At 47.2% G+C, this 19072-nt stretch carries 18 protein-coding genes; 6 read left to right on the top strand and 12 right to left on the bottom strand.

The window, feature by feature from the left end; translation table 11 throughout:
- Window positions 1–153 (top strand): cyclic pyranopterin monophosphate synthase MoaC (locus tag AWV70_RS24800; protein ID WP_276525650.1); only part of this gene is annotated, 153 nt, incomplete at its 5' end.
- A gap of 102 nt (window positions 154–255) precedes the next feature.
- On the opposite strand, the gene AWV70_RS17220 is transcribed toward AWV70_RS24800, so the two are convergent.
- The 12 genes from AWV70_RS17220 to ric all read right to left on the bottom strand — a co-directional run bounded on the left by AWV70_RS17220 (window position 256) and on the right by ric (window position 13741).
- Window positions 256–768, bottom strand: a complete 513-nt coding sequence (locus AWV70_RS17220; RefSeq protein WP_060209707.1) for a MogA/MoaB family molybdenum cofactor biosynthesis protein — start codon at window positions 766–768, stop codon at window positions 256–258.
- Between the two features lie 16 nt (window positions 769–784).
- On the bottom strand, window positions 785–1804 hold the full coding sequence (locus AWV70_RS17215; RefSeq protein ID WP_060209832.1) for a ThiF family adenylyltransferase: 1020 nt from the start codon (window positions 1802–1804) through the stop codon (window positions 785–787).
- Window positions 1805–1865: 61 nt separating this feature from the next.
- A complete protein-coding gene (locus AWV70_RS17210; protein ID WP_060209704.1) occupies window positions 1866–3380 on the bottom strand; it encodes a nitrate/nitrite transporter in 1515 nt (504 codons plus the stop codon).
- Between the two features lie 48 nt (window positions 3381–3428).
- Entirely contained in the window at window positions 3429–3965 is a 537-nt protein-coding gene (locus AWV70_RS17205) for a hemerythrin domain-containing protein (protein WP_414714846.1), read from the bottom strand.
- Window positions 3966–3971: 6 nt separating this feature from the next.
- Window positions 3972–4619 carry a response regulator gene (locus AWV70_RS17200; protein ID WP_060209699.1) on the bottom strand — a complete coding sequence of 216 codons (648 nt, stop codon included), beginning with the start codon at window positions 4617–4619 and terminating at the stop codon, window positions 3972–3974.
- Complete coding sequence (locus AWV70_RS17195) at window positions 4616–5683, bottom strand: sensor histidine kinase (protein ID WP_060209697.1); 1068 nt, start codon at window positions 5681–5683, stop codon at window positions 4616–4618. The genes AWV70_RS17200 and AWV70_RS17195 overlap by 4 nt, the downstream gene beginning before the upstream one ends.
- On the bottom strand, window positions 5667–6143 hold the full coding sequence (locus AWV70_RS17190) for a GAF domain-containing protein (RefSeq protein ID WP_060209695.1): 477 nt from the start codon (window positions 6141–6143) through the stop codon (window positions 5667–5669). Before AWV70_RS17190 ends, AWV70_RS17195 begins: the two co-directional genes overlap by 17 nt.
- A 26-nt stretch (window positions 6144–6169) precedes the next feature.
- Window positions 6170–6862: a respiratory nitrate reductase subunit gamma gene (gene narI, locus AWV70_RS17185; RefSeq protein ID WP_060209694.1), complete on the bottom strand. Its 693-nt coding sequence runs from the start codon at window positions 6860–6862 to the stop codon at window positions 6170–6172.
- The gene (narJ, locus tag AWV70_RS17180) at window positions 6855–7424 is read right to left on the bottom strand and encodes a nitrate reductase molybdenum cofactor assembly chaperone (RefSeq protein WP_060209831.1); all 570 of its coding nucleotides are present in this window, start codon (window positions 7422–7424) and stop codon (window positions 6855–6857) included. Before narJ ends, narI begins: the two co-directional genes overlap by 8 nt.
- Window positions 7417–9015 (bottom strand): nitrate reductase subunit beta, encoded by a 1599-nt coding sequence (gene narH, locus AWV70_RS17175; protein WP_060209692.1) that lies wholly within the window; start codon window positions 9013–9015, stop codon window positions 7417–7419. Before narH ends, narJ begins: the two co-directional genes overlap by 8 nt.
- Complete coding sequence (locus tag AWV70_RS17170) at window positions 9005–12676, bottom strand: nitrate reductase subunit alpha (protein ID WP_060209829.1); 3672 nt, start codon at window positions 12674–12676, stop codon at window positions 9005–9007. Before AWV70_RS17170 ends, narH begins: the two co-directional genes overlap by 11 nt.
- 366 nt (window positions 12677–13042) lie before the next feature.
- Entirely contained in the window at window positions 13043–13741 is a 699-nt protein-coding gene (gene ric, locus AWV70_RS17165) for an iron-sulfur cluster repair di-iron protein (protein ID WP_060209691.1), read from the bottom strand.
- Between the two features lie 368 nt (window positions 13742–14109).
- Between ric and AWV70_RS17160 the strand changes: the two genes are divergently transcribed.
- From AWV70_RS17160 to AWV70_RS17140, 5 genes are all read left to right on the top strand, one after another.
- Window positions 14110–15126, top strand: a complete 1017-nt coding sequence (locus AWV70_RS17160; RefSeq protein WP_060209689.1) for a LytTR family transcriptional regulator DNA-binding domain-containing protein — start codon at window positions 14110–14112, stop codon at window positions 15124–15126.
- 249 nt (window positions 15127–15375) lie between these two features.
- Complete coding sequence (locus tag AWV70_RS17155) at window positions 15376–16224, top strand: ABC transporter ATP-binding protein (RefSeq protein WP_060209687.1); 849 nt, start codon at window positions 15376–15378, stop codon at window positions 16222–16224.
- Window positions 16221–16928, top strand: a complete 708-nt coding sequence (locus AWV70_RS17150) for an ABC transporter permease (protein ID WP_060209685.1) — start codon at window positions 16221–16223, stop codon at window positions 16926–16928. The genes AWV70_RS17155 and AWV70_RS17150 overlap by 4 nt, the downstream gene beginning before the upstream one ends.
- A gap of 97 nt (window positions 16929–17025) precedes the next feature.
- Window positions 17026–18096: a M50 family metallopeptidase gene (locus tag AWV70_RS17145; protein ID WP_060209683.1), complete on the top strand. Its 1071-nt coding sequence runs from the start codon at window positions 17026–17028 to the stop codon at window positions 18094–18096.
- Window positions 18097–18180: 84 nt separating this feature from the next.
- A complete protein-coding gene (locus AWV70_RS17140) occupies window positions 18181–18864 on the top strand; it encodes an MOSC domain-containing protein (RefSeq protein ID WP_060209679.1) in 684 nt (227 codons plus the stop codon).
- The last annotated feature ends 208 nt before the right edge of the window (window positions 18865–19072 follow it).

Here is a 19072-nt window from a genome sequence, read left to right as displayed (position 1 = left end):
GAAATGGAAGCATTGACCGCCGCTGCTGCAGCCGCCCTCACGATTTACGATATGTGTAAAGCGGCTGGTAAAGAGATGGTCATTGGCCCGACGATGCTTTTGAAAAAGACCGGCGGGAAAAACGGCGACTTCGAACGCACCGCGGCGGAATGAGAACTTTTCCACGTTGAACGAGAACTCTTTCGCGTTCAACGAGAACTCTCGGCGCGGAAACGAGAACTTTCCTACGTTAAACGAGAACTCCCAGCGCAACTGTCATTTCCGATGCTTCGTCAATTCATGCACGATATGATGAAGCTCCGGAAGGATCAGTTTTTCCATCGCCAACGTCACCGCTTTCGACGATCCCGGCAATGCGAATAAAACCTGTTCGTCGATCGACCCGGCAGTCGCCCGGCTCAACAACGCCTTCGACCCGACGTCCTTCGTATAGCTCAAGAACCTGAACAGCTCTCCGAATCCATCAATCGTCTTCGTAAAATACGATGTCACCGTTTCAATCGTCACATCACGGAAGCCGATTCCCGAGCCGCCCGTAATGATGACGGCCTCAACTACAGAATTGCCAATCCACTCTTCCACATTTCCGGAAATCTCCGCTGGGTCATCCGTACAGATCCGATAATCCGCAATATGGTGACCTGCTTCCTCCGCCATCCGGATGATCGTTCCACCGCTTTTATCCGTTTCTTTATCCCGCGTGTCGCTCACCGTCAAGACGGCGATAGCGATTGACTTCTTCTTTTCCTTATCTGTAAGATTCGACAATCCTTCCAGCCCCCTATCACCCGAAAAATTGATGGTACAGCTTCCTCCCTTGCCTCAGATCTTTCAACCCATGAATAAGCAGCCTGCCGTTTTGGAATAAAACACAACGATACCCTTCCGCATGGAATTCCACAAAGAATGGTGTCGTTCGGTATTCCGTACCCAATCGCTCTGCCACTTGCACGCCGTCCCGGACGGTCAATGAGCGACCGCTGTCCGGAACGATCTGGACAGTTTCCCTTCCACAGAGGACGGCATAATGCGTTCCTTCCGGTTGATGCAATGAAGGATATGTAGGCGACTCTCCGCAAGTTTCACAACTAGCTTTCTGAATACGCGAAATGCCTGCTTCCACTTGTGTATTATTCCAGACGTCGAAATGCAAAAGCTTCGTCATCATCGCGTTCTCATTGCCCGTCAACCACTTCAACGCTTCCGCGGACTGCCTCGCTGCAACGATCTGGACAGCAGGTGCAATAATGCCAGCTGTATCGCATGTTTCATTCACAGACGGGAGGACCGGCAGCAAACAACGGAAACAAGCCGACCGACCCGGGACGAACGGAAATACAGTGCCCGAGCTACCGACGCATGCGCCGTGAATCCAAGGAAGCCCCTTTTTCCAGGCGACATCATTCATGAGCAACCTCGTTTCAAAATTGTCCGTCGCATCCATGATCAGATCGGCGTCTTCCGTAAGCTGTTCAAGCAACGGGCCATCCACATGGTCGAGCACTGTCCGTATTTCGCAATCTTGCCGGATCTCTTTCAATCTTCGTTCGGCAGCGACGACTTTTGGTACTCCGTCAAGTGCGTCCTGTTCAGTGAATAGTTGCTGCCTTTGCAAATTGGACATTTCCACGTAATCCCGGTCTGCAATTGTCAGCTTGCCGACTCCCGCTCTGACCAATATCTCGGAAATGGGGGATCCGAGCGCCCCGCAGCCGATGACGAGGACATGAGCTTGTTTCAATCGTTCTTGCCCATCTTCGCCGATCGGCTTGAATAGCGTTTGACGCGAATATCTCGTTCCCACTTCTGCCTCCCCTTTCAATTTCTAGACAGGCCGCCTCTGCTTTTGAAAAGAGGGCTCCCGGTCATTGCGACCGGCCGCCCCCTCTTTGCTGAGGTGTAATGTCACTGAATGTACCGACATACCGTTCGACTTCACCTGAATTGTTTTTGACTGCATTGATCGTCAACAGTTCCAAATACTCTGTTCCATCCTTCTTCTTATTCCAGATTTCACCTTGCCAAGAGCCTTCTTCGCCGATGATGCTCCACATGGATGTGTAAAATTGTTTGGACTGCCTTCCGGAACTGAGCACATTCGGATTGCTGCCGATCACTTCTTCTTCAGTATAGCCTGTAAGTTTAGTAAATGCAGGATTTACAGACAAAATCGTGCCTTTCGGGTTCGTGACAAGAATTCCCTGCCCTGTCGAATCGAATACTTCCTTCGCGAGCGACACGCGATCCATATAGTAAAGCCAGACGACGAGGACAAGACTCACTAGTGCGACTTGGGAAAACGCCATAAAACCGATCGAATAAGAGCCTGTCATAGAATGGATTGTCGCTAGCAATAATGGAGGGAAGAATCCGCCCAGTCCGCCCATCATGGAGACAATCCCGTTGACGATGCCTGCTTGTTTATTGAAATAGAAAGGAACGAGTTTGAAGATGACCCCGTTGCCGATCCCTGCCATCGCTGCAATCAAGATGCTGCCGACTGTATAGAGCCCGATGCCCGGAGAGAATGCCAAGACGATTGCCGCCAATGTCAGGCCGGCAAATGAAGCCATCAGTAGGAACAGCGGCTGGAACTTATCTGCAAGCCAACCGCCTACGGGACGGAGCAATGTTGCGACGACGATGAAGCCGGCTGTCCGCATACCTGCATCGACTTTCTCCAAACCGAAATACGTAACGAGAAAGTTCGGCAGGAAAACCGTGAATGCTACAAATGAGCCGAATGTGATGAAGTAAAACAATGAAAAGAACCAAAGCTTCTCATTTTTATAGACGCCTTTGATCTGTTCGAGAATCGGCGTTTTGATTTTTGTTTCGTGCTTGTCGCCGAAAATGAAGTTCAAAGCCGCAAAGACAAGCAATAGTACCAAATAGAGTTTGACAGTCATCGACCAACCGATTTGCGTTGCAATGACAGGCGCGGCAAATGTCGATACAGCTGTACCGATATTCCCCATCCCGTAGATTCCGTTGACGAGGCCATGTTTCTCTTTCGGATAATATTTCGGCAACGATGTGACACCGACAGAAAATACGGCGCCTCCGATACCAAGGAAAGTCCCTCCGATGATCAACCCGGTGAATGATGTCGTTTCACTTATGTAAAACACCGGGAACAGAAGGAGGATGAAGCTGACCATGAAGATGATTCTCGCTCCGAAAATATTCGCATAGTATCCTAGTGGCATCCGTAAAATGGATCCAAGTACGACAGGTACTGCAGTCACGATCGCCAATCGCTCAGGAGCAATCGCAATGTCCTCCGTAATGAACGGCAATAATGAGGATATCAATACCCATACCATGAAACCGACTACTAAGTTAGCTGTCTGTAACGGCAATTGGATTTTTTTATTCATTCAAATCAGTCCATTTCTGAAAGTAGTGAATAGCTTTCACCGGGTCTATCAAATGATGGATGTGTACAACTCATCGAATAACTGATCCTGCTCCGTGATGCGCAGCGTATTGATGACCATCGGGAAGACGATCGACTGCTCCTTGACGAAGTGGATCGTTATCACTTCGAACGCTTCGCCAGCGTCTTTGACGATATCTTTCATTTCCTGCAAGGTCAGTTCGTCAAGACCTCCGCGCGTATGATGAAGGAAATGGCCGATATACGCATCGATCTCTTCATGCTCCTCTTCAAGCGCCAGGATAGGTCCTTGTTCATCACCGATATATTTTGATAGCATCGGAAACAGGAATTCCTCCTCTTTTTCCGTATGGTTCTTCAGTGGATCGATGAATTCGATGAGGAGCTTACGCAATGACTGTAAAGCTACCCTCGCTTCATCCGCATTGTAAATATCCCGTTCGAATCCAAGGACGATCGTATGCCAGCCGTCCATCAAATAGGATAAATAATTATGTTCATTTTCAAGCACCCGCAACGCAGGCAATTCAAACTGGAATTGTTTCGTTGTCGTCAAACTTCGCACCTCCACTTAGAAGTTCAGGAACTTTTTCCGTAACGCATATTCCACAAGCTCAGGCCTGCTTTTCAAATTCAATTTTTCCATGATTTTCGATTTATGCGCTTCCACCGTCTTGACGGAAATGTAAAGCATTTCTGCGATTTCTTTATTTCCATAGCCTTTCGCGACTAACGGCAGGACTTCGATTTCCCTTCTCGACAACATCTTATAAGGGTCCGTCTCGGCTTCGTCGAAATCCTTCTTCACGAATTGGCGCACGAGGGAGGTCGCCATCGAAGGATGGATGTACGTGCCCCCGTCGTAGACTGTCCGGATAGCGGAAAGCAATTCCTCATCGGGGGAGTTTTTCAATACATACCCGGAAGCGCCATTTTTCAATACATGGAAAAGATATTCTTCGTCATCGTACATCGTCAGGATGACGACTTTCGTTTCGGGAAAATCCTCTTTAATTTTCCCCGTGGCAATCAAACCGCTCTCCCCGGGAGGCATGCTCAAATCCATGAGCAGAATATCCGGGCGATGCTTCGCCACTAGTTCATACGCTTCCAATCCGTCAGCGGCGGTCGCTACGACTTCCATATCGGCTTGAAAGTTCAATATATGCATGAAACCGCTGCGAACGACCGCATGATCATCGGCTATGATGATCTTCAATCGTCATTCCCTCCTTTACCAACCGGGACTTCCAACTGGATAATAGTCCCTTTCCCGATTTGGGAACGGATATGAAGGCGTCCGTCAACGAGTTCCGCCCGCTCATTCATGCTGTAAATGCCTAAACCCGTACCTTTCGGATCTGTATTTTTCAATTCGAATCCTTTCCCTTCATCCACGACCAGTAAATGAAGCAAGTCTTCCGTTTCGTACAAGCGGACAATCATTTCATCGACTTCCGCATATTTCAACGCATTGAAAACGGCTTCCTGGCAAATGCGATAGACGACCGTTTCGATTTCGCCTTCATACCGTTTGGATTCAAGTTCCGGATGGAAATGGATAACGAGTCCATAATTTTTTTCCACCCATTTGAAATGAGTGCGGAAAGCCGCCTCAAGCCCGAGGTCATCGAGAGTGGCGGGGCGAAGTTCGACGGATAAGTGGCGGATGTCATCCAATAACCGCATAAGCGAGCCTTCCGTCTGCTGCACTTTCTTCAAGACATCCTCTTCGATGTTCATATATTTTAAGACGCGTAAATCGACTAACGAACTGAGCATTTCCTGTGCGACACTGTCATGGAGCTCCCTGGAAAGGCGTTTCCGCTCATCCTCCTGGGCCTTGATCACCCGTTTCATCATCAGTTTCCGATTCAATTCCTCTTGCGTCTTGAATTGATGTGTCAGATCCCTCAGCATGAATACGCGGGTTCCCGTCTCTTCGTCAATTGTCTGGATGCTGCCGGAATAAGGGACGACCCCTCTCCCTTTTGTATCGAAATACACTTGGAAGGAGCTGATGTCCTCGTCCGGATTAGCCATATAGCAGGAGACGCACGTCCGCGGTTCATCGGAGCTCGTATAGCCTTTGCATGCCACGCAGATAGCCTTGGTGCTGCCCGCCATCATCTGCTCGTAGACATTCTTATCGATAATCTCTTCCGCAGCTGAATTCATCCCAAGCACTTTCCCTTGCCGGTCAAAAAAGAAGATGGCTTCATCGGAATTGCCGTACAATTTCATTAACAGGTCCGCTAATTGCATATTACTGTTCCGATTCATCCTTCACCATCTCCTTATTATAAAATGGACCAAACTCCGCACCGACCTCTTGCTTGAATTGCTCGAACTGTTCACTCGTCAGCTTCCCCCCTACCCGGTATCCGACGAGCAAGACGCCTTTTACACGATTGTATTTATAGAGAGGAATCGCTCCGAAGCTTTTGAGCCCTTCCACCGAGACGATCGGATAATTGAACAGGTCGCCGGCACTCCATTCTTCATCTGCATCCCCGACAAACATTGACTTGCCCGTCTTGAAGACGAGACCCGCTATCCCTTTACCTGATTGCAATTTGATGCGCCGATAGCGTTCGCTGCGATTTCCCGCCACATACACCCATCTCAATTCAAACCGACGTTCCGGTGATTGGACGAGTGCAATGCCAACGAAATCAAATCCGAAAAGTTCTTTCAAACGTTCAATCTCTTGCTGATAATTAAATCCCACCCATTCATTCATCACCATTGCTCCCTATGGAAAATCCTTTATCTTTTGCCCGCTTTTACAGGCGATCTTCTATACACAATATAGCTCCTGCCCACATAATTCAATGGCACGCTCCATACGTGGACAAGCCTTGTGAACGGCCACATCGCGAAAATGAGGAAGCCAGCAAGAATATGCAGCTTGAACGTCAATGGAACGGAAGCCATATACCCTGCTTCGGGTCTGAAGATGAGCAAGGAACGGAACCAGACTGAGATGGAATCACGATAATCGAATCCCGGGTTCAAGTTATTCGTCACCAAAGAAGCATAGCAACCGATAAACACAATGAATAGAAGTAGGCAATTGACGATGATGTCAGAAGCCGAGGAGAGCTTCCGGACATTCCGGTGGGTAATACGCCGTGCAGTGAGAATAAGCATTCCGGCTAGTGTGACGACGCCGAAGAATCCCCCTCCCCAAATGGCCCCCATATGATACAAATGGTCACTGACGCCAACCGCACGCGTCCACTCTTTCGGTATGCCAAGCCCAGCAACATGCCCAAGAATAACGGGAATGATACCGATATGGAAAAGCAAACTGCCGATCATCAGTTGTTTCTTCTCGATGAACTCACTCGACTTTGCGGTCCATCCGAACTTATCGTGCCGATACCGGAAAATATGCCCGACGACGAATACTGCCATGCAAATATAAGGGAAAATCACCCATAAAAATTGGTTACTCATTGGCAGGAACCTCCTGTTGGATACAAGACTTGAATACCTCCCTCATCCCTTTGATGAGGTGGAAGTAAGGGCTCTCGTATTTTTCCAGAGCCTTCATTAAATGATAGGATCCATCCTCCAACACTGCCAACAGCATTGAAAAGCTTTGTTGGGCACGCGGATCCCCTCTCCATTCCGCAGCATAGATGAATTCGCACATAAGCGGAAGGAAGTCAGATAGTTCATTGTCCGGCATGACTAGCCCGAACATTTCATAAAGCACTTTCAGCCGGGCTAGCATTTGCCCGCGTTCCTTCGAATCTTCATACTTCACATACGTCATGAACAGCGTACAGTCTTTCTGGAAATCGAATGTATTGATATACATTTCTTGAATCTCTTCTAGACTATATTCATGCATAAGATCCCAATACCGTTTCACATCGGGATAAGATGGATCGGAAGAGTCGATTGACTCTTCCAATACCAAAGGATGGAACGTGATTTTTTCGGGATAGGACAGCTGGTTGGCGAAAAAGCCAAATACGCTTTTCTCTTCATATAGTCGGTCCAGATTAATCACGCCAGATCCCCCCATAGAAGTTCTCCTCGTAAATCTCCTTGCCCGATTTCCCTGGGGAGACCGGTCCACAACCATCACAGTCTGTGCCCCCCACCATTGAGTAACTGAATTGACTTTGTGTTGTGCTTTCGCCATATGTGCCCATTTGTTCGTTATAACCAGCCGAACCTTGCGAACGATAGACGTTCATCGTTCCTTCCTTATGGGAAGTCGGGATGACGAAGCGATCTTCGTATTTCGCGATGGCGAGCAAGCGGTACATCTGCTTCGTTTGTTCCGCTGTCAAACCTACACGGTCAAGTCTGGATTCATCAAATTCTTTGCCGGATGATACTGCACGCATATACGAGCGCATCATCGCCATACGCTGAAGTCCTTGTTTCACGGTTTCTGTATCACCTGCCGTCAGCATATTTGCCAAGTACTGAATCGGGATTCTCATTTCTTCGATTGCCGGGAAGATCATATCCGGATTCTTAATAGAATCCTTCCCTTCGAAATAGTTCATGATCGGGCTAAGCGGCGGTACATACCAGACCATCGGCAATGTGCGGTATTCCGGATGCAATGGGAATGCAAGCTTGTATTCTATCGCCAATTTATAGACCGGCGAATTTTTCGCGGCATTGATCCAATCCTCCGAAATGCCATCCTTCAGAGCCTGCTCAATCACTTCTGGATCGTGCGGATCAAGGAATAAATCACATTGCGCCTGATACAAGTCTTGCGGATCCGGAGTCGATGCTGCTTCGAGCACTCGATCGGCGTCATAAAGAAGAACGCCCAAATAGCGGATTCTTCCTGTGCATGTTTCGGAACAGACTGTCGGCAACCCGGCTTCAACACGCGGGAAGCAGAATGTGCATTTCTCCGCTTTGTTCGTCTTCCAGTTGAAGTACACTTTTTTGTACGGGCAACCCGTCATGCAGTAGCGCCAGCCTCGGCATGCTTCCTGATCGACGAGCACGATGCCGTCCTCATCGCGCTTATAGATCGCCCCTGCTGGACAGGAAGCGACGCAGCTTGGGTTCAGGCAATGCTCGCAAAGACGCGGCAAATACATCATGAACGCTTGCTCGAAATTGAATTTGACCTCTTCTTCAATCTTTTCGATGTTCGGATCCTTTGGGCCGGTTATATGGGCACCGGCCAATTGGTCCTCCCAGTTCGGGCCCCACTCCAAGTCCATATAATCTCCGGAAATGACCGATTTCGCACGAGCGACAGGTGTATGTTCACTTTCAGGCGCCATCGTCAATTTCTCATAGTCATATGTCCACGGCTCGTAGAATTCCTTTATTTCCGGCATGTCCGGATTATAGAAGATTTTTCCTAAAGCGATTTTTGATAGCTTCGATCCGGATTTCAATTCTAGCTTTCCATTCCGTAAATGCCAGCCGCCTTTGTACAGCTCCTGGTCCTCCCACCGTTTCGGATACCCGATGCCGGGTTTCGTCTCCACATTGTTGAACCACATATATTCGGCGCCTTCCCTGTTCGTCCACGCCGTTTTACACGTGACACTGCACGTATGGCAGCCAATGCATTTATCCAAATTCATGACCATTGCTACTTGTGCTTTAATTTTCAAGCCAGTTGACCTCCTTCATCTTGCGGACCGCCACGTACTCATCACGTTGGTTGCCGATCGGCCCGTAATAGTTGAATCCGTAACTCAGCTGAGCATAACCGCCGACCATCTGTGTCGGCTTCATGTGGATGCGGGTTGGCGCATTATGGCTTCCGCCGCGCTCCTCTGTAATTTTAGAGCCTGGAACTTGGATATGCTTATCTTGCGCATGATACATGAACATCGTGCCCTTCGGCATTCTGTGGCTGACAACGGCACGCGCTGTGACGACACCGTTCCGGTTGTATACTTCAAGCCATGCGTTATCGTCAATGCCATGCTCCTTCGCGTCTAGGTCGGAAATCCAGACGGTCGGACCTCCACGGAACAATGTCAACATATGCTGATTGTCCTGGTACGTCGAGTGGATGTTCCACTTGCCGTGCGGCGTCAAATATCTGAGAACGAGCGCATCCTGTCCGCCAACAATCGGTTTATCCCGTGGACCCAATACCATCGGCGGCAATGTCGGCTTATAGACCGGCAATGATTCGCCGAAATCCAGGAACAATTCATGGTCCACATAGAAATGCTGTCTACCAGTCAGCGTCCTGAACGGCACGAGCCTTTCGATATTCGTTGTGAATGGCGAGTAGCGTCTGCCCATTTTATTCGAGCCGCTGAAGACAGGCGTTGGAATGACTTCCCTCGGCTGGGCCGTAATATTGGCGAATGTGAACCGTTCAGCCGCCCGGTCTGCGGAAATATCCTTCAGCTCGACACCTGTATCCTGTTCAGCCGATTCGAAGGCACGTTGTGAAACGCGTCCATTCGTTGCGGATGAAAGGGTAAGCATCGCTTCTGCTGCATTTTTAGCCGTATACAATTTCGGCAGGCCGTCCTTGATTGTTCCGTCCGTGTAAACGCCATTGATACCTTTCATGAGCTCATACTCTTCCGCAACGGAGAAGGAAACGCCATGCGCGCCAACTTTTCCGGTAGAGAGCAATGGACCGAGCGTGATGTATTTGTCGTACACCTTCGTATAATCACGTTCGACAATTGTCATGCCAGGCATCGTCTTGCCAGGGATCGGTTCGACCTCGCCTTTTTTCCAATCCTTCACTTCCCCGTATGGCTGCGCAATTTCTTGCACGGAATCATGCGCGAGCGGCGTCGTCACCAAATCCCTGTAAACGCCAGGCAGATGGGTTTTCGCCATGTCAGCAAACGTTTCGGCAAGTGAACGGAAAATATCCCAGTCCGAACGGGATTCCCACAGTGGATCGACAGCCGGATTGAACGGATGGACGAATGGATGCATATCGGTTGAAGACAAATCCACTTTTTCGTACCAAGTCGCCGCCGGCAATACGAGATCTGCATATAACGGTGTCGCAGTCATCCGGAAATCGAGTGCGACAAGTAGATCAAGCTTCCCTTCCACTTCATCCCGCCAGACGATCTCTTCCGGTTTCATATCCTCGTTCGGCTGCGCAAGCAACCCGGAAGATGCCCCAAATAAATGCTTCATGAAATATTCCTGCCCTTTCGCAGAGCTCGATACAAGGTTCGAACGCCAAACAAAAAGCGATCTCGGGAAGTTTTCCGGCGCATCCGGGTCTTCGATGGCAAAGTTCAGTTTGCCGGTCTTTAATTGCTCGACCGTATACTTCACGATTTCCTCCGTTGTCGTCTTGCCTGCCTGTTTTGCTTCCTCAGTCAGCTGCAGGCTGTTCCTGTTGAATTGCGGATAAGATGGAAGCCATCCTAGTCTTGCGGCAAGGACGTTATAATCCGCCGGATGTTCATAGCGCGATTTATTCCCCAACGGCGAAGCCAACGCAGTTGTGCCGCCTTCTTCATACTTCCATTGATCTGTCGCAAAATAGAAGAATGATGTCCCGTTTTGCAAACGTGGAGGCGCTTGCCAGTCCCTTGCGAAAGCGATCGTGCTCCACCCTTCAATCGGACGGCATTTTTCTTGTCCGACGTAATGCGCCCATCCACCTCCATTGTTTCCTTGTGAAGCAGTTAGGGTAACTAGATTTAGAATGGCTCGATAGATCGTATCGCTATTGAACCAGTGGTTGATGCCCGCACCCATGATGATCATCGAACGTCCGCCCGTATCGATGGCGTTTTGAGCGAACTCTCGAGCGATTTGGATGACTAGTTCCGGCTTGACACTCGTCACTTTTTGCTGCCATGCAGGCGTGTAGAGCGATTCCGCGTCGTCATAGCCTTTCGCATCCCATTTGCTGTTTGAACGGTTAATGCCGTATTGGCTCATCATGACGTCATAAACAGTCGCAACGAGGCGCTCCGTACCGTCCGCAAATTTCACTTTCCTCGTAGGGATGGCACGTGTGAACACGCCATTGCCTGTATTATCAAAGTAAGGGAAATGGATTTCTTTCCACTCCGCTCCCTGATCGATTACAGATAAGACAGGTTCCACCTTCGTTCCATCCTCGTTTTCAAGGATAAGGTTCCATTTTGCATCCTTTTCCCAGCGCTGTCCCATTGTCCCGTTTGGTACGATGATTTCATTTTTTGCACCGTCGATGATGACCGGTTTCCATTCCGCATGCTCGCTCGCTTGGCCTAAATCGCTCGCGCGGACAAAACGTCCCGCTTTATAGGCATTGTCATGCTCTTCAAGCGTGATCAGGAACGGCATATCCGTGAATTGCTTCGCATAATCGAGGAACATCGGCTCTTTCCGCTGTTCATAAAACTCATCCAAAATGACATGGGTCATCGCTTGAGCGACCGCTGCATCCGATCCAGGGTTCGGCGCGATCCAATCATCTGCATGGACGACGCTTTCCGCGTAGTCGGGTGCGACCGAAACAGTTTTCGTCCCTTTATAACGGACTTCCGTCATGAAGTGCGCATCCGGCGTCCGGGTCAACGGAACGTTCGAGCCCCACATGATTATATAGCCGGCGTTGAACCAGTCGCTCGATTCAGGAACATCCGTCTGTTCACCCCAAATTTGCGGCGAGGATGGCGGGAGATCCGCGTACCAGTCATAGAAGCTCAACATTTCTCCGCCTAGCAATGATAGGAAACGCGCACCCGAAGCATAGCTGACCATCGACATCGCTGGAATCGGCGTGAACCCAGCAATGCGGTCGGGCCCATATTTCCGGATTGTGTAGATCAGTTGGGCAGCGATGAGGATTTTCACATCGCGCCAATGGATTCTTACATGTCCGCCTTTTCCGCGCGCTTTCTTGTACTCCGCCGTTTTCAAAGGATCCTCTACGATACTAGCCCAAGCCTTGATAGGATCCTTATGCTCGGAAAGCGCCCGACTCCACATACGCCACAATTTCCCCCGTATGTATGGATATTTCACCCGCAACGGGCTGTACTCGTACCATGAGAACGATGCTCCCCGCGGACAACCCCTCGGTTCGAACTCAGGCATGTCAGGACCGCAAGACGGATAATCGATCTGTTGATTTTCCCATGTAATAATTCCGTTCTTCACAAACACCTTCCAACTACAGGAACCTGTACAGTTAACCCCATGCGTCGTCCGTACAACTTTGTCATGGGACCACCTTTGGCGATACATATTCTCCCAATCCCTGCTCTTCTCCTCAAGTACGGACCAGTTACCCGAATAACGTTCAACCGGCTTGAAATACTTCATGCTAAACTTGTTCATGGACATTGAATAAATTCACTCCTTTAATCAGAATGACGTGCAGATAGGGCAAATCGACATACCTATTTCTACCTTATACCCTCTATGCTATCGAATAATCGGAATAGTACCAATTAGGGTTTTCCCTATATCCGTCAAGGTAATACACTAATTAAAAAAGCCGCCGCGCTGGCAGCTTTTTTGATGAATGAGAATTGCAAATGCGCATAATTTGAGAAATTCACGCATAAAAGCCGGCAAATCCGCATAAGTCATTGCAAAGACGCATAAATGTTAAAAATCGCTCATAAATCGATGCAATCACGCATAAACATCCACAAGTGATCATAAATCTCCAGCCGAGCTCATAACTGCATGCAATTTCAATTACAACGCCTTCGCAACCCGCTCGAATAAAACATTATTTTCAAGATGCACATGCTCAAACGTCTCTTTTTCAAGCTGCTCAAGCCTTGCATAAACGAGACGGTATGTTCCACAAGCCCCTTCTGGCGGCGTGAAATCATCAGTGATTTCCCTTAGCTCATGAAGCAGACGCCCCGCATTGTCATGCTCCGCTTCCAATTCGGATACATGAGGCTTCAATTGCTCCTTCAATTCGGGAGTTGGATTGTCCAAAAACTGAAGAATGAGAGGGAAAACATTTTGATCTTCATCATCGGTATGATCAATCAGTTCGGTGCGCAACATTTTAAAAATCTCTTGCACACGCAATAAATGCGGATGATTTTCACCATGGACGCGGGCAACTTTTGTAATGTATGGCGCAAGCATAGGTAGTTCATCGCGCAAGTCTTCATGATATTTTTCCTGGATATAGGCAATCAACGTCTTCTCCCCGAATGAAGAAGGTTCCATGCTTAGACGTTTTTCCCGTTTCTCTTCTATAGAATGGATGCTGTTTAAAACTTCCGAAGGATTCAAGTTCCGCTGCTCTGCCGCTTCCTTCAATGGAATCTTCCCGCCGCAACAATAGTCGATGCGAAGACTTCTGAACAAGTCGGCGCTTTGCGGCAATGCCGTGACAATATCCGAGACGCGTGTATTGATGGTAAGTGAAGACATAATGAATTCCTCCCCAAATTTTCTTTTCGATTTACATGATAATGAATGTTCTGCGGAAGCGATATTAGGGAATTGCCTATTTCCCTTCCGGCAACTCCATCATAGATGACTCGTCGAGCGCTTGATGTGATGCATATCACAGTTTTACTGAAGTCATAAATTGTTCAAAAAGTTAGGAGTTGCTAGTTATCACCGACTCTCGGCGCTTTTTCACCGCTTCGGTGGAGTTTATCACCGCTTACACAGCCTTTATCACCACTCACCTATTTTGTTCCATAAACAATCACTTTCATTAGAAGGTTCATTCACAATTTAAATAACTGGTATACTACTTGTAATAAATAGACTTTGTAAACGGGGGATTTTGGGTGTCACTTCAATTTATCAACGCAGAAAAACGGATTCATGATTCTGTCATTTTCCCTTCATTCGATTTGTCAATCGACTTAGGCAAAATCGTTGCCGTCCATTCAAGCGTCAATGTACGCGAGCAGCTGATCGAGCTATTGCTTGAAAGATCCAAACTGTCGAATGGCGAAATCCGTATTGGGGAAAGCGGTATTTCAGAAAATAAATCAAAAATCGGCTTCTTCTTTCTTCAAGATGGCTTATATGAAAGGTTGTCCGTAGAAGAAATGATTCGTTTTACGAGGCGGCTTTATCTATCGACTGAATCTATTGAAGATGTTATTCAGGTTGCCCAATTGGATGCAAAACGCCGTGTAAAAATAAAAAACTTGTCCTATTCGGAACGTAAACGGGTGCAGCTCGCCCTTTTGCTTATCCAGAACCCTACTATTTGTATCTTTGAAGAACCCGATCAAAATCTGGATTTGGAAACAAAACGGATTTTCCTTTCTATCCTTCAAAAGCTCAAACAAGATGGCCGCAGCGCATTCATCTTAACGGGATATTTGGAGAGCGCCGTCACAGCCGCCGACGAAATCTTCCGTTTGGACGAAAACGGACTGCATGCCGTCCAAACCGCAACGGATGAAGACAAAGAAATTGAGTACGCTACTTCTGTGGCAGAATCGGTAGTACCTGTCCGGTTCGAAAAAATTCCGACGAAGGTCAATGAAAAAATCGTTTTATTCGATCCGCCGGAAATCGATTATATTGAAAGCAATGATGGACAGTCCTTTTTACATATTAAGGGAGAATCTTTCCCTTCCGTTTCTACATTGAATGAATTGGAAGCACGTTTACTTCCGTTCGGCTTCTTCCGTTGCCATCGTTCATACATCGTTAATTTACAGAAAGTACGGGAAGTCGTCACATGGACACGGAATAGCTATAGCCTTGTTTTGGATGACGCCGAGAAATCAACAATTCCTTTATCGAAAACAAAGATGGTTGAGCTGAAAGAGATGCTTGGCCTATAACCTTGTAGAAAATTGTATTATTTCCCCGGAAATGTTTTGACAGTATCCGACGTTTCAATCCGGGAAATACTCCGCTCATATTTTCGGATGGGAAATCCACTTCTACATACGGTTCATTCACGGGCTATTTTGCTCTGCTCACCCTCTATTACACTCTTTTCGTCCGAAATATAATGTTCTCTATTCGGATTTCACTTATTCTGAAGGTGCAAATACGAAATGTACGAAACCTACGACAGGAGGATGGAAATGGAAAATATTATTGAGGTGAGCAGTTTAGCAAAAGTTTTTGCGAATCAAACAGCGATTGAAAGCGTCGACTTCCATGTTAAAAAGGGTGAAATTTTCGGCTTCCTTGGCCCAAGTGGATCAGGAAAAACAACAACGATTAAAATCTTGACCGGGCAATTAACACCTACTAGCGGGACGGCGAAGGTTTTTGGAGAATCCGTTTCTCTACTAAAAAAAGCGGAGTATCGGAGACGGTTCGGGGTTCTAACAGACAATAGCGGGCTATACGGAAGGTTATCAATCTACGATAATTTGAAGCTCTATTGCGATTTATACGATGTAGCCTACTCGAAAATCGACGAAGTGCTTGATGCTGTTAACTTGAAACAAGAGAAAGCGAAAAAAGTTTCCGCTTTATCGAAAGGAATGACGCAGCGCGTGACACTTGCGCGGGCTTTGATCCACGAACCGGAACTGCTTTTCCTTGATGAGCCTACATCTGCGCTTGATCCGACAAATTCTCTCCATATCCACGAGGGACTGCGGGCGCTTAACGAAAAAGGAACGACAATTTTCCTGACGACGCATGACATGTATGAGGCAGAAGTATTATGCGATCGAGTCGCTTTCCTGAATAAAGGGCAAATCCAACTTTTGGATACGCCAGATAAATTGAAAAAGAGCTACTCCGATTCGACAATCACAGTTGAATTGACGAATGGAGAAAAAGTGATCTTACCCGCAGGCTCTGAAGGGGCAAATCGTTTGTTCGAATATATGAATACGAATCAAGTCGAAACGATCCATACGAACGAACCAACATTAGGGGATATTTTTGTACAAGTGACAGGGAGGAAATTGGCATGATGATCTCATTAAAACGTATGAACGCGATATTGCAGAAGGATTTTAAGGATTTCTCACGGAATTATGCTGTTTCTATAGTTATTGTAATCCCTATTCTATTGGCTGCCTTTTGGGGGCGAATGGGTGCGGATTCGATTGATATGCACTATATGCTCATCAACATGACATTTGGAATGGTCGCTGCATTTGTCCAATGTTGTTTGATCGCTGAAGAGAAGGAGAAAAACACATTGCGTGGGCTGATGCTTTCTCCAGCAAGTACGGCCGATATTCTTGGCGGAAAAAGTTTGCTTACGTTCATTATTACGATGGTTGTCGTCTTTTTCTCTGCTTACTTGGCGGAATACAAACCTGCAAACGTTGCAGTCATTGTGGTGGCGATTGTATTATCATCCTTTTTCTATATCGCATTGGGTACGCTGCTCGGCCTCTACTCCAAATCGGTTTTGGAAGCGTCTGTCATTGTCATGCCGGTTATTGTCATCTTTTCATTCGGATCGTTTATCGCGGTTGCTGCGGAGAAATATCCTATTTTACAAGCGGCGAATTACTTGCCGAACCTCCAATTAATCGAATTAGCGGCAAAAGTGGAAGCGGGCGCTGGTTTCGGAGATGTGCTTGTCGAATTTGCAATTATTTTAGGATGGGTCATCGCTTCTATCTTCCTGACGGTTGTCATCTATCGGAAAAGGATGGTCGATTAATATGAAGCAAGCACTTAGGTTTCTAGCAGGTATCGGAATCGGAGCAATTGTCTTCCTCGTCTATACAATGGTTTTCAAATGATTTGAGGTGGCATTTATGAAAAATATCGGATCGTTTTTAACTGGAGCCTTCATCGGGCTTTCCGCAGTCATTTATTTCATACTATATCCTGAAACCTGGTCGGTACGCTCCGTACTTATCATAGCGGCAAGCATCATCGTCAGCCTTCCGTTAAGCATTTTACTGCATGAAGCAGGGCATTTCCTTGCTGGGCGTCTACAAGGAATGCGGCTGCTGAATTTAAGTGTCGGCCCCTTCGTCATTGAACGTCATGAAGGCAAACTTCATTTCCATATGACCCTTTCCGTTCTCGGGTATCTCGGAAGAGCGATGATGGGATTTCCTGAGCAATTGAAGAAGGAAAAGATGCGAGATCAGCTCGTCCGTTATGTTTATGGGGGACCTTTGACCAACATCATCATCGGATTCCTCCTTATGGGCATCGCTTTCGGCTTATGGCATCACCCGTTTTACCTCATTTTCGGATTAGTGAATGTGTTTCTAGGCTTCATGAATTTGAAACCGGTCATGGCGAAAAGTGTCATGACCGACGGATTGGTCATTCAAAGACTTCGGATGATTCCGGTCGAGGATTCAGTCATCATAGCCGCTTATTCGGTGTTAGCGGAAGGTATGAGAACAGCTGACGTGAAAAAGTGGGATGCTGATTTAATCGAGCAGCTGGAAAGGTTGATAAAATCCGAGGATGCGACTGCGAAAAGCTTACTGCCAACGCTCGGCTATTATTATTTACCTGCAAATCCTGAAATCGTGTTAACAATTGGACAAACACTGGCTTTTACACGGGAAGACGCCTCCTACGATTATTATGCAGATTGTGCTGATATCACCTTCGCCACTTCCCTTTTCTTCAATGAAGAGCTAAAGGATTATCCAGGAATCCTAGAAGGGCTTCGAAAAATCGGCAAATCAGATGCCGTTATAGATTCGAAGCGGAATGCTTTGCTTTCATACATAGAAGGTGATTTCACGGGAGCCATCGTGCATTTGGAAAGCGCTAAAGATTCACTCGGCAAATGGCACCCATTGTACTTACGCGGGGAGATGGAACGGAAATTGCTAACATCTATGATTGATAGGATTTGATAAATTGTTAAGAAAATTACCAACCGCAAATCATCCATATCGCTTATACTTAAAGACAGAGTGAATTTGTAAGGGGTGATTTGCATGCAACAAATTAATATCTGTTCTTTGAATGTTGGCAAACCGCAAGATATGCAGTACGGAAAAAAAGAAATAACGACTGGAATTCATAAAAAACCGGTTTCAGATCCTGTTTTTTTATCGACATTGAATTTTTCCGGCGACGGGCAAGCTGACCTTGTTAATCATGGAGGTCGAGACAAAGCTGTATGTGCATATCCTTTTGATCATTATCCGCATTGGGAAAAGGAGTTAGGAAAGCCGTTGAACGCAGGCGCATTCGGCGAAAACTTGACACTCCAAGGATTAACGGAGGATGTGTTATGCATCGGGGATTCATTCCAAATAGGAGAAGCGGTCGTACAAGTAAGCCAACCTCGTGAGCCCTGCTTCAAGCTATCTCTTGTCCATGGACGGAAAGACATGCCTTTGCTCATCCAAAACACAGGCTATACCGGCTTTTATTTCCGGGTATTGAAGGAAGGAGTCGTCTCTCCCTCCGACGAGTTGGTACATATTTCGCGCCCAGCTTCGGCTATAACTATGACGGAGGCAAATCGACTTATGCATCACGATAAAAACGATTTGGATGGAATTCGGACTTTGCTGAAAGTCGATGAATTATCGGAAGACTGGCGAAAAACTTTTCAAAAGCGGCTCGATAAGATTGCAATCAATGCGAGCTCACAATTGACTGGAGAAAAATGAATAGCAACTTTAATGCTAATAAAAAGATGCTGTTTTTCAAACAAACAGCATCCAGACTGTAGACAAAAGGGATGAAAATCGAATTGATTTTCATCCCTTTTGTCATATTAGCGCATTGACACAAAAACGTTAGACTGACGCGACGTTGATTTCCGTTCCGAGCGGACGCTTTCCGGGGGGCTTGCCCTCAGCCTCCTCGTCGCTTTGC

Origin of the sequence: Sporosarcina koreensis, from assembly GCF_001531445.1 — a bacterium.
In the GTDB taxonomy this organism is placed as follows: Bacteria; Bacillota; Bacilli; order Bacillales_A; family Planococcaceae; genus Sporosarcina; species Sporosarcina koreensis_C.
This window is presented reverse-complemented; position numbering and strand designations above follow the sequence as displayed.

Excerpts from the sequence above, each read along its gene's own strand:
- AWV70_RS17140 (WP_060209679.1), top strand. The coding sequence starts at position 18,181 with ATGCAACAAATTAATATCTGTTCTTTGAATGTTGGCAAACCGCAAGAT.
- AWV70_RS17210 (WP_060209704.1), bottom strand. The coding sequence starts at position 3,380 with ATGAATAAAAAAATCCAATTGCCGTTACAGACAGCTAACTTAGTAGTC.
- AWV70_RS17170 (WP_060209829.1), bottom strand. The coding sequence starts at position 12,676 with ATGAACAAGTTTAGCATGAAGTATTTCAAGCCGGTTGAACGTTATTCG.
- AWV70_RS17145 (WP_060209683.1), top strand. The coding sequence starts at position 17,026 with ATGAAAAATATCGGATCGTTTTTAACTGGAGCCTTCATCGGGCTTTCC.
- narI (WP_060209694.1), bottom strand. The coding sequence starts at position 6,862 with ATGAGTAACCAATTTTTATGGGTGATTTTCCCTTATATTTGCATGGCA.
- AWV70_RS17155 (WP_060209687.1), top strand. The coding sequence starts at position 15,376 with ATGGAAAATATTATTGAGGTGAGCAGTTTAGCAAAAGTTTTTGCGAAT.
- AWV70_RS17150 (WP_060209685.1), top strand. The coding sequence starts at position 16,221 with ATGATGATCTCATTAAAACGTATGAACGCGATATTGCAGAAGGATTTT.
- ric (WP_060209691.1), bottom strand. The coding sequence starts at position 13,741 with ATGTCTTCACTTACCATCAATACACGCGTCTCGGATATTGTCACGGCA.
- AWV70_RS17190 (WP_060209695.1), bottom strand. The coding sequence starts at position 6,143 with ATGAATGAATGGGTGGGATTTAATTATCAGCAAGAGATTGAACGTTTG.
- AWV70_RS17195 (WP_060209697.1), bottom strand. The coding sequence starts at position 5,683 with ATGAATCGGAACAGTAATATGCAATTAGCGGACCTGTTAATGAAATTG.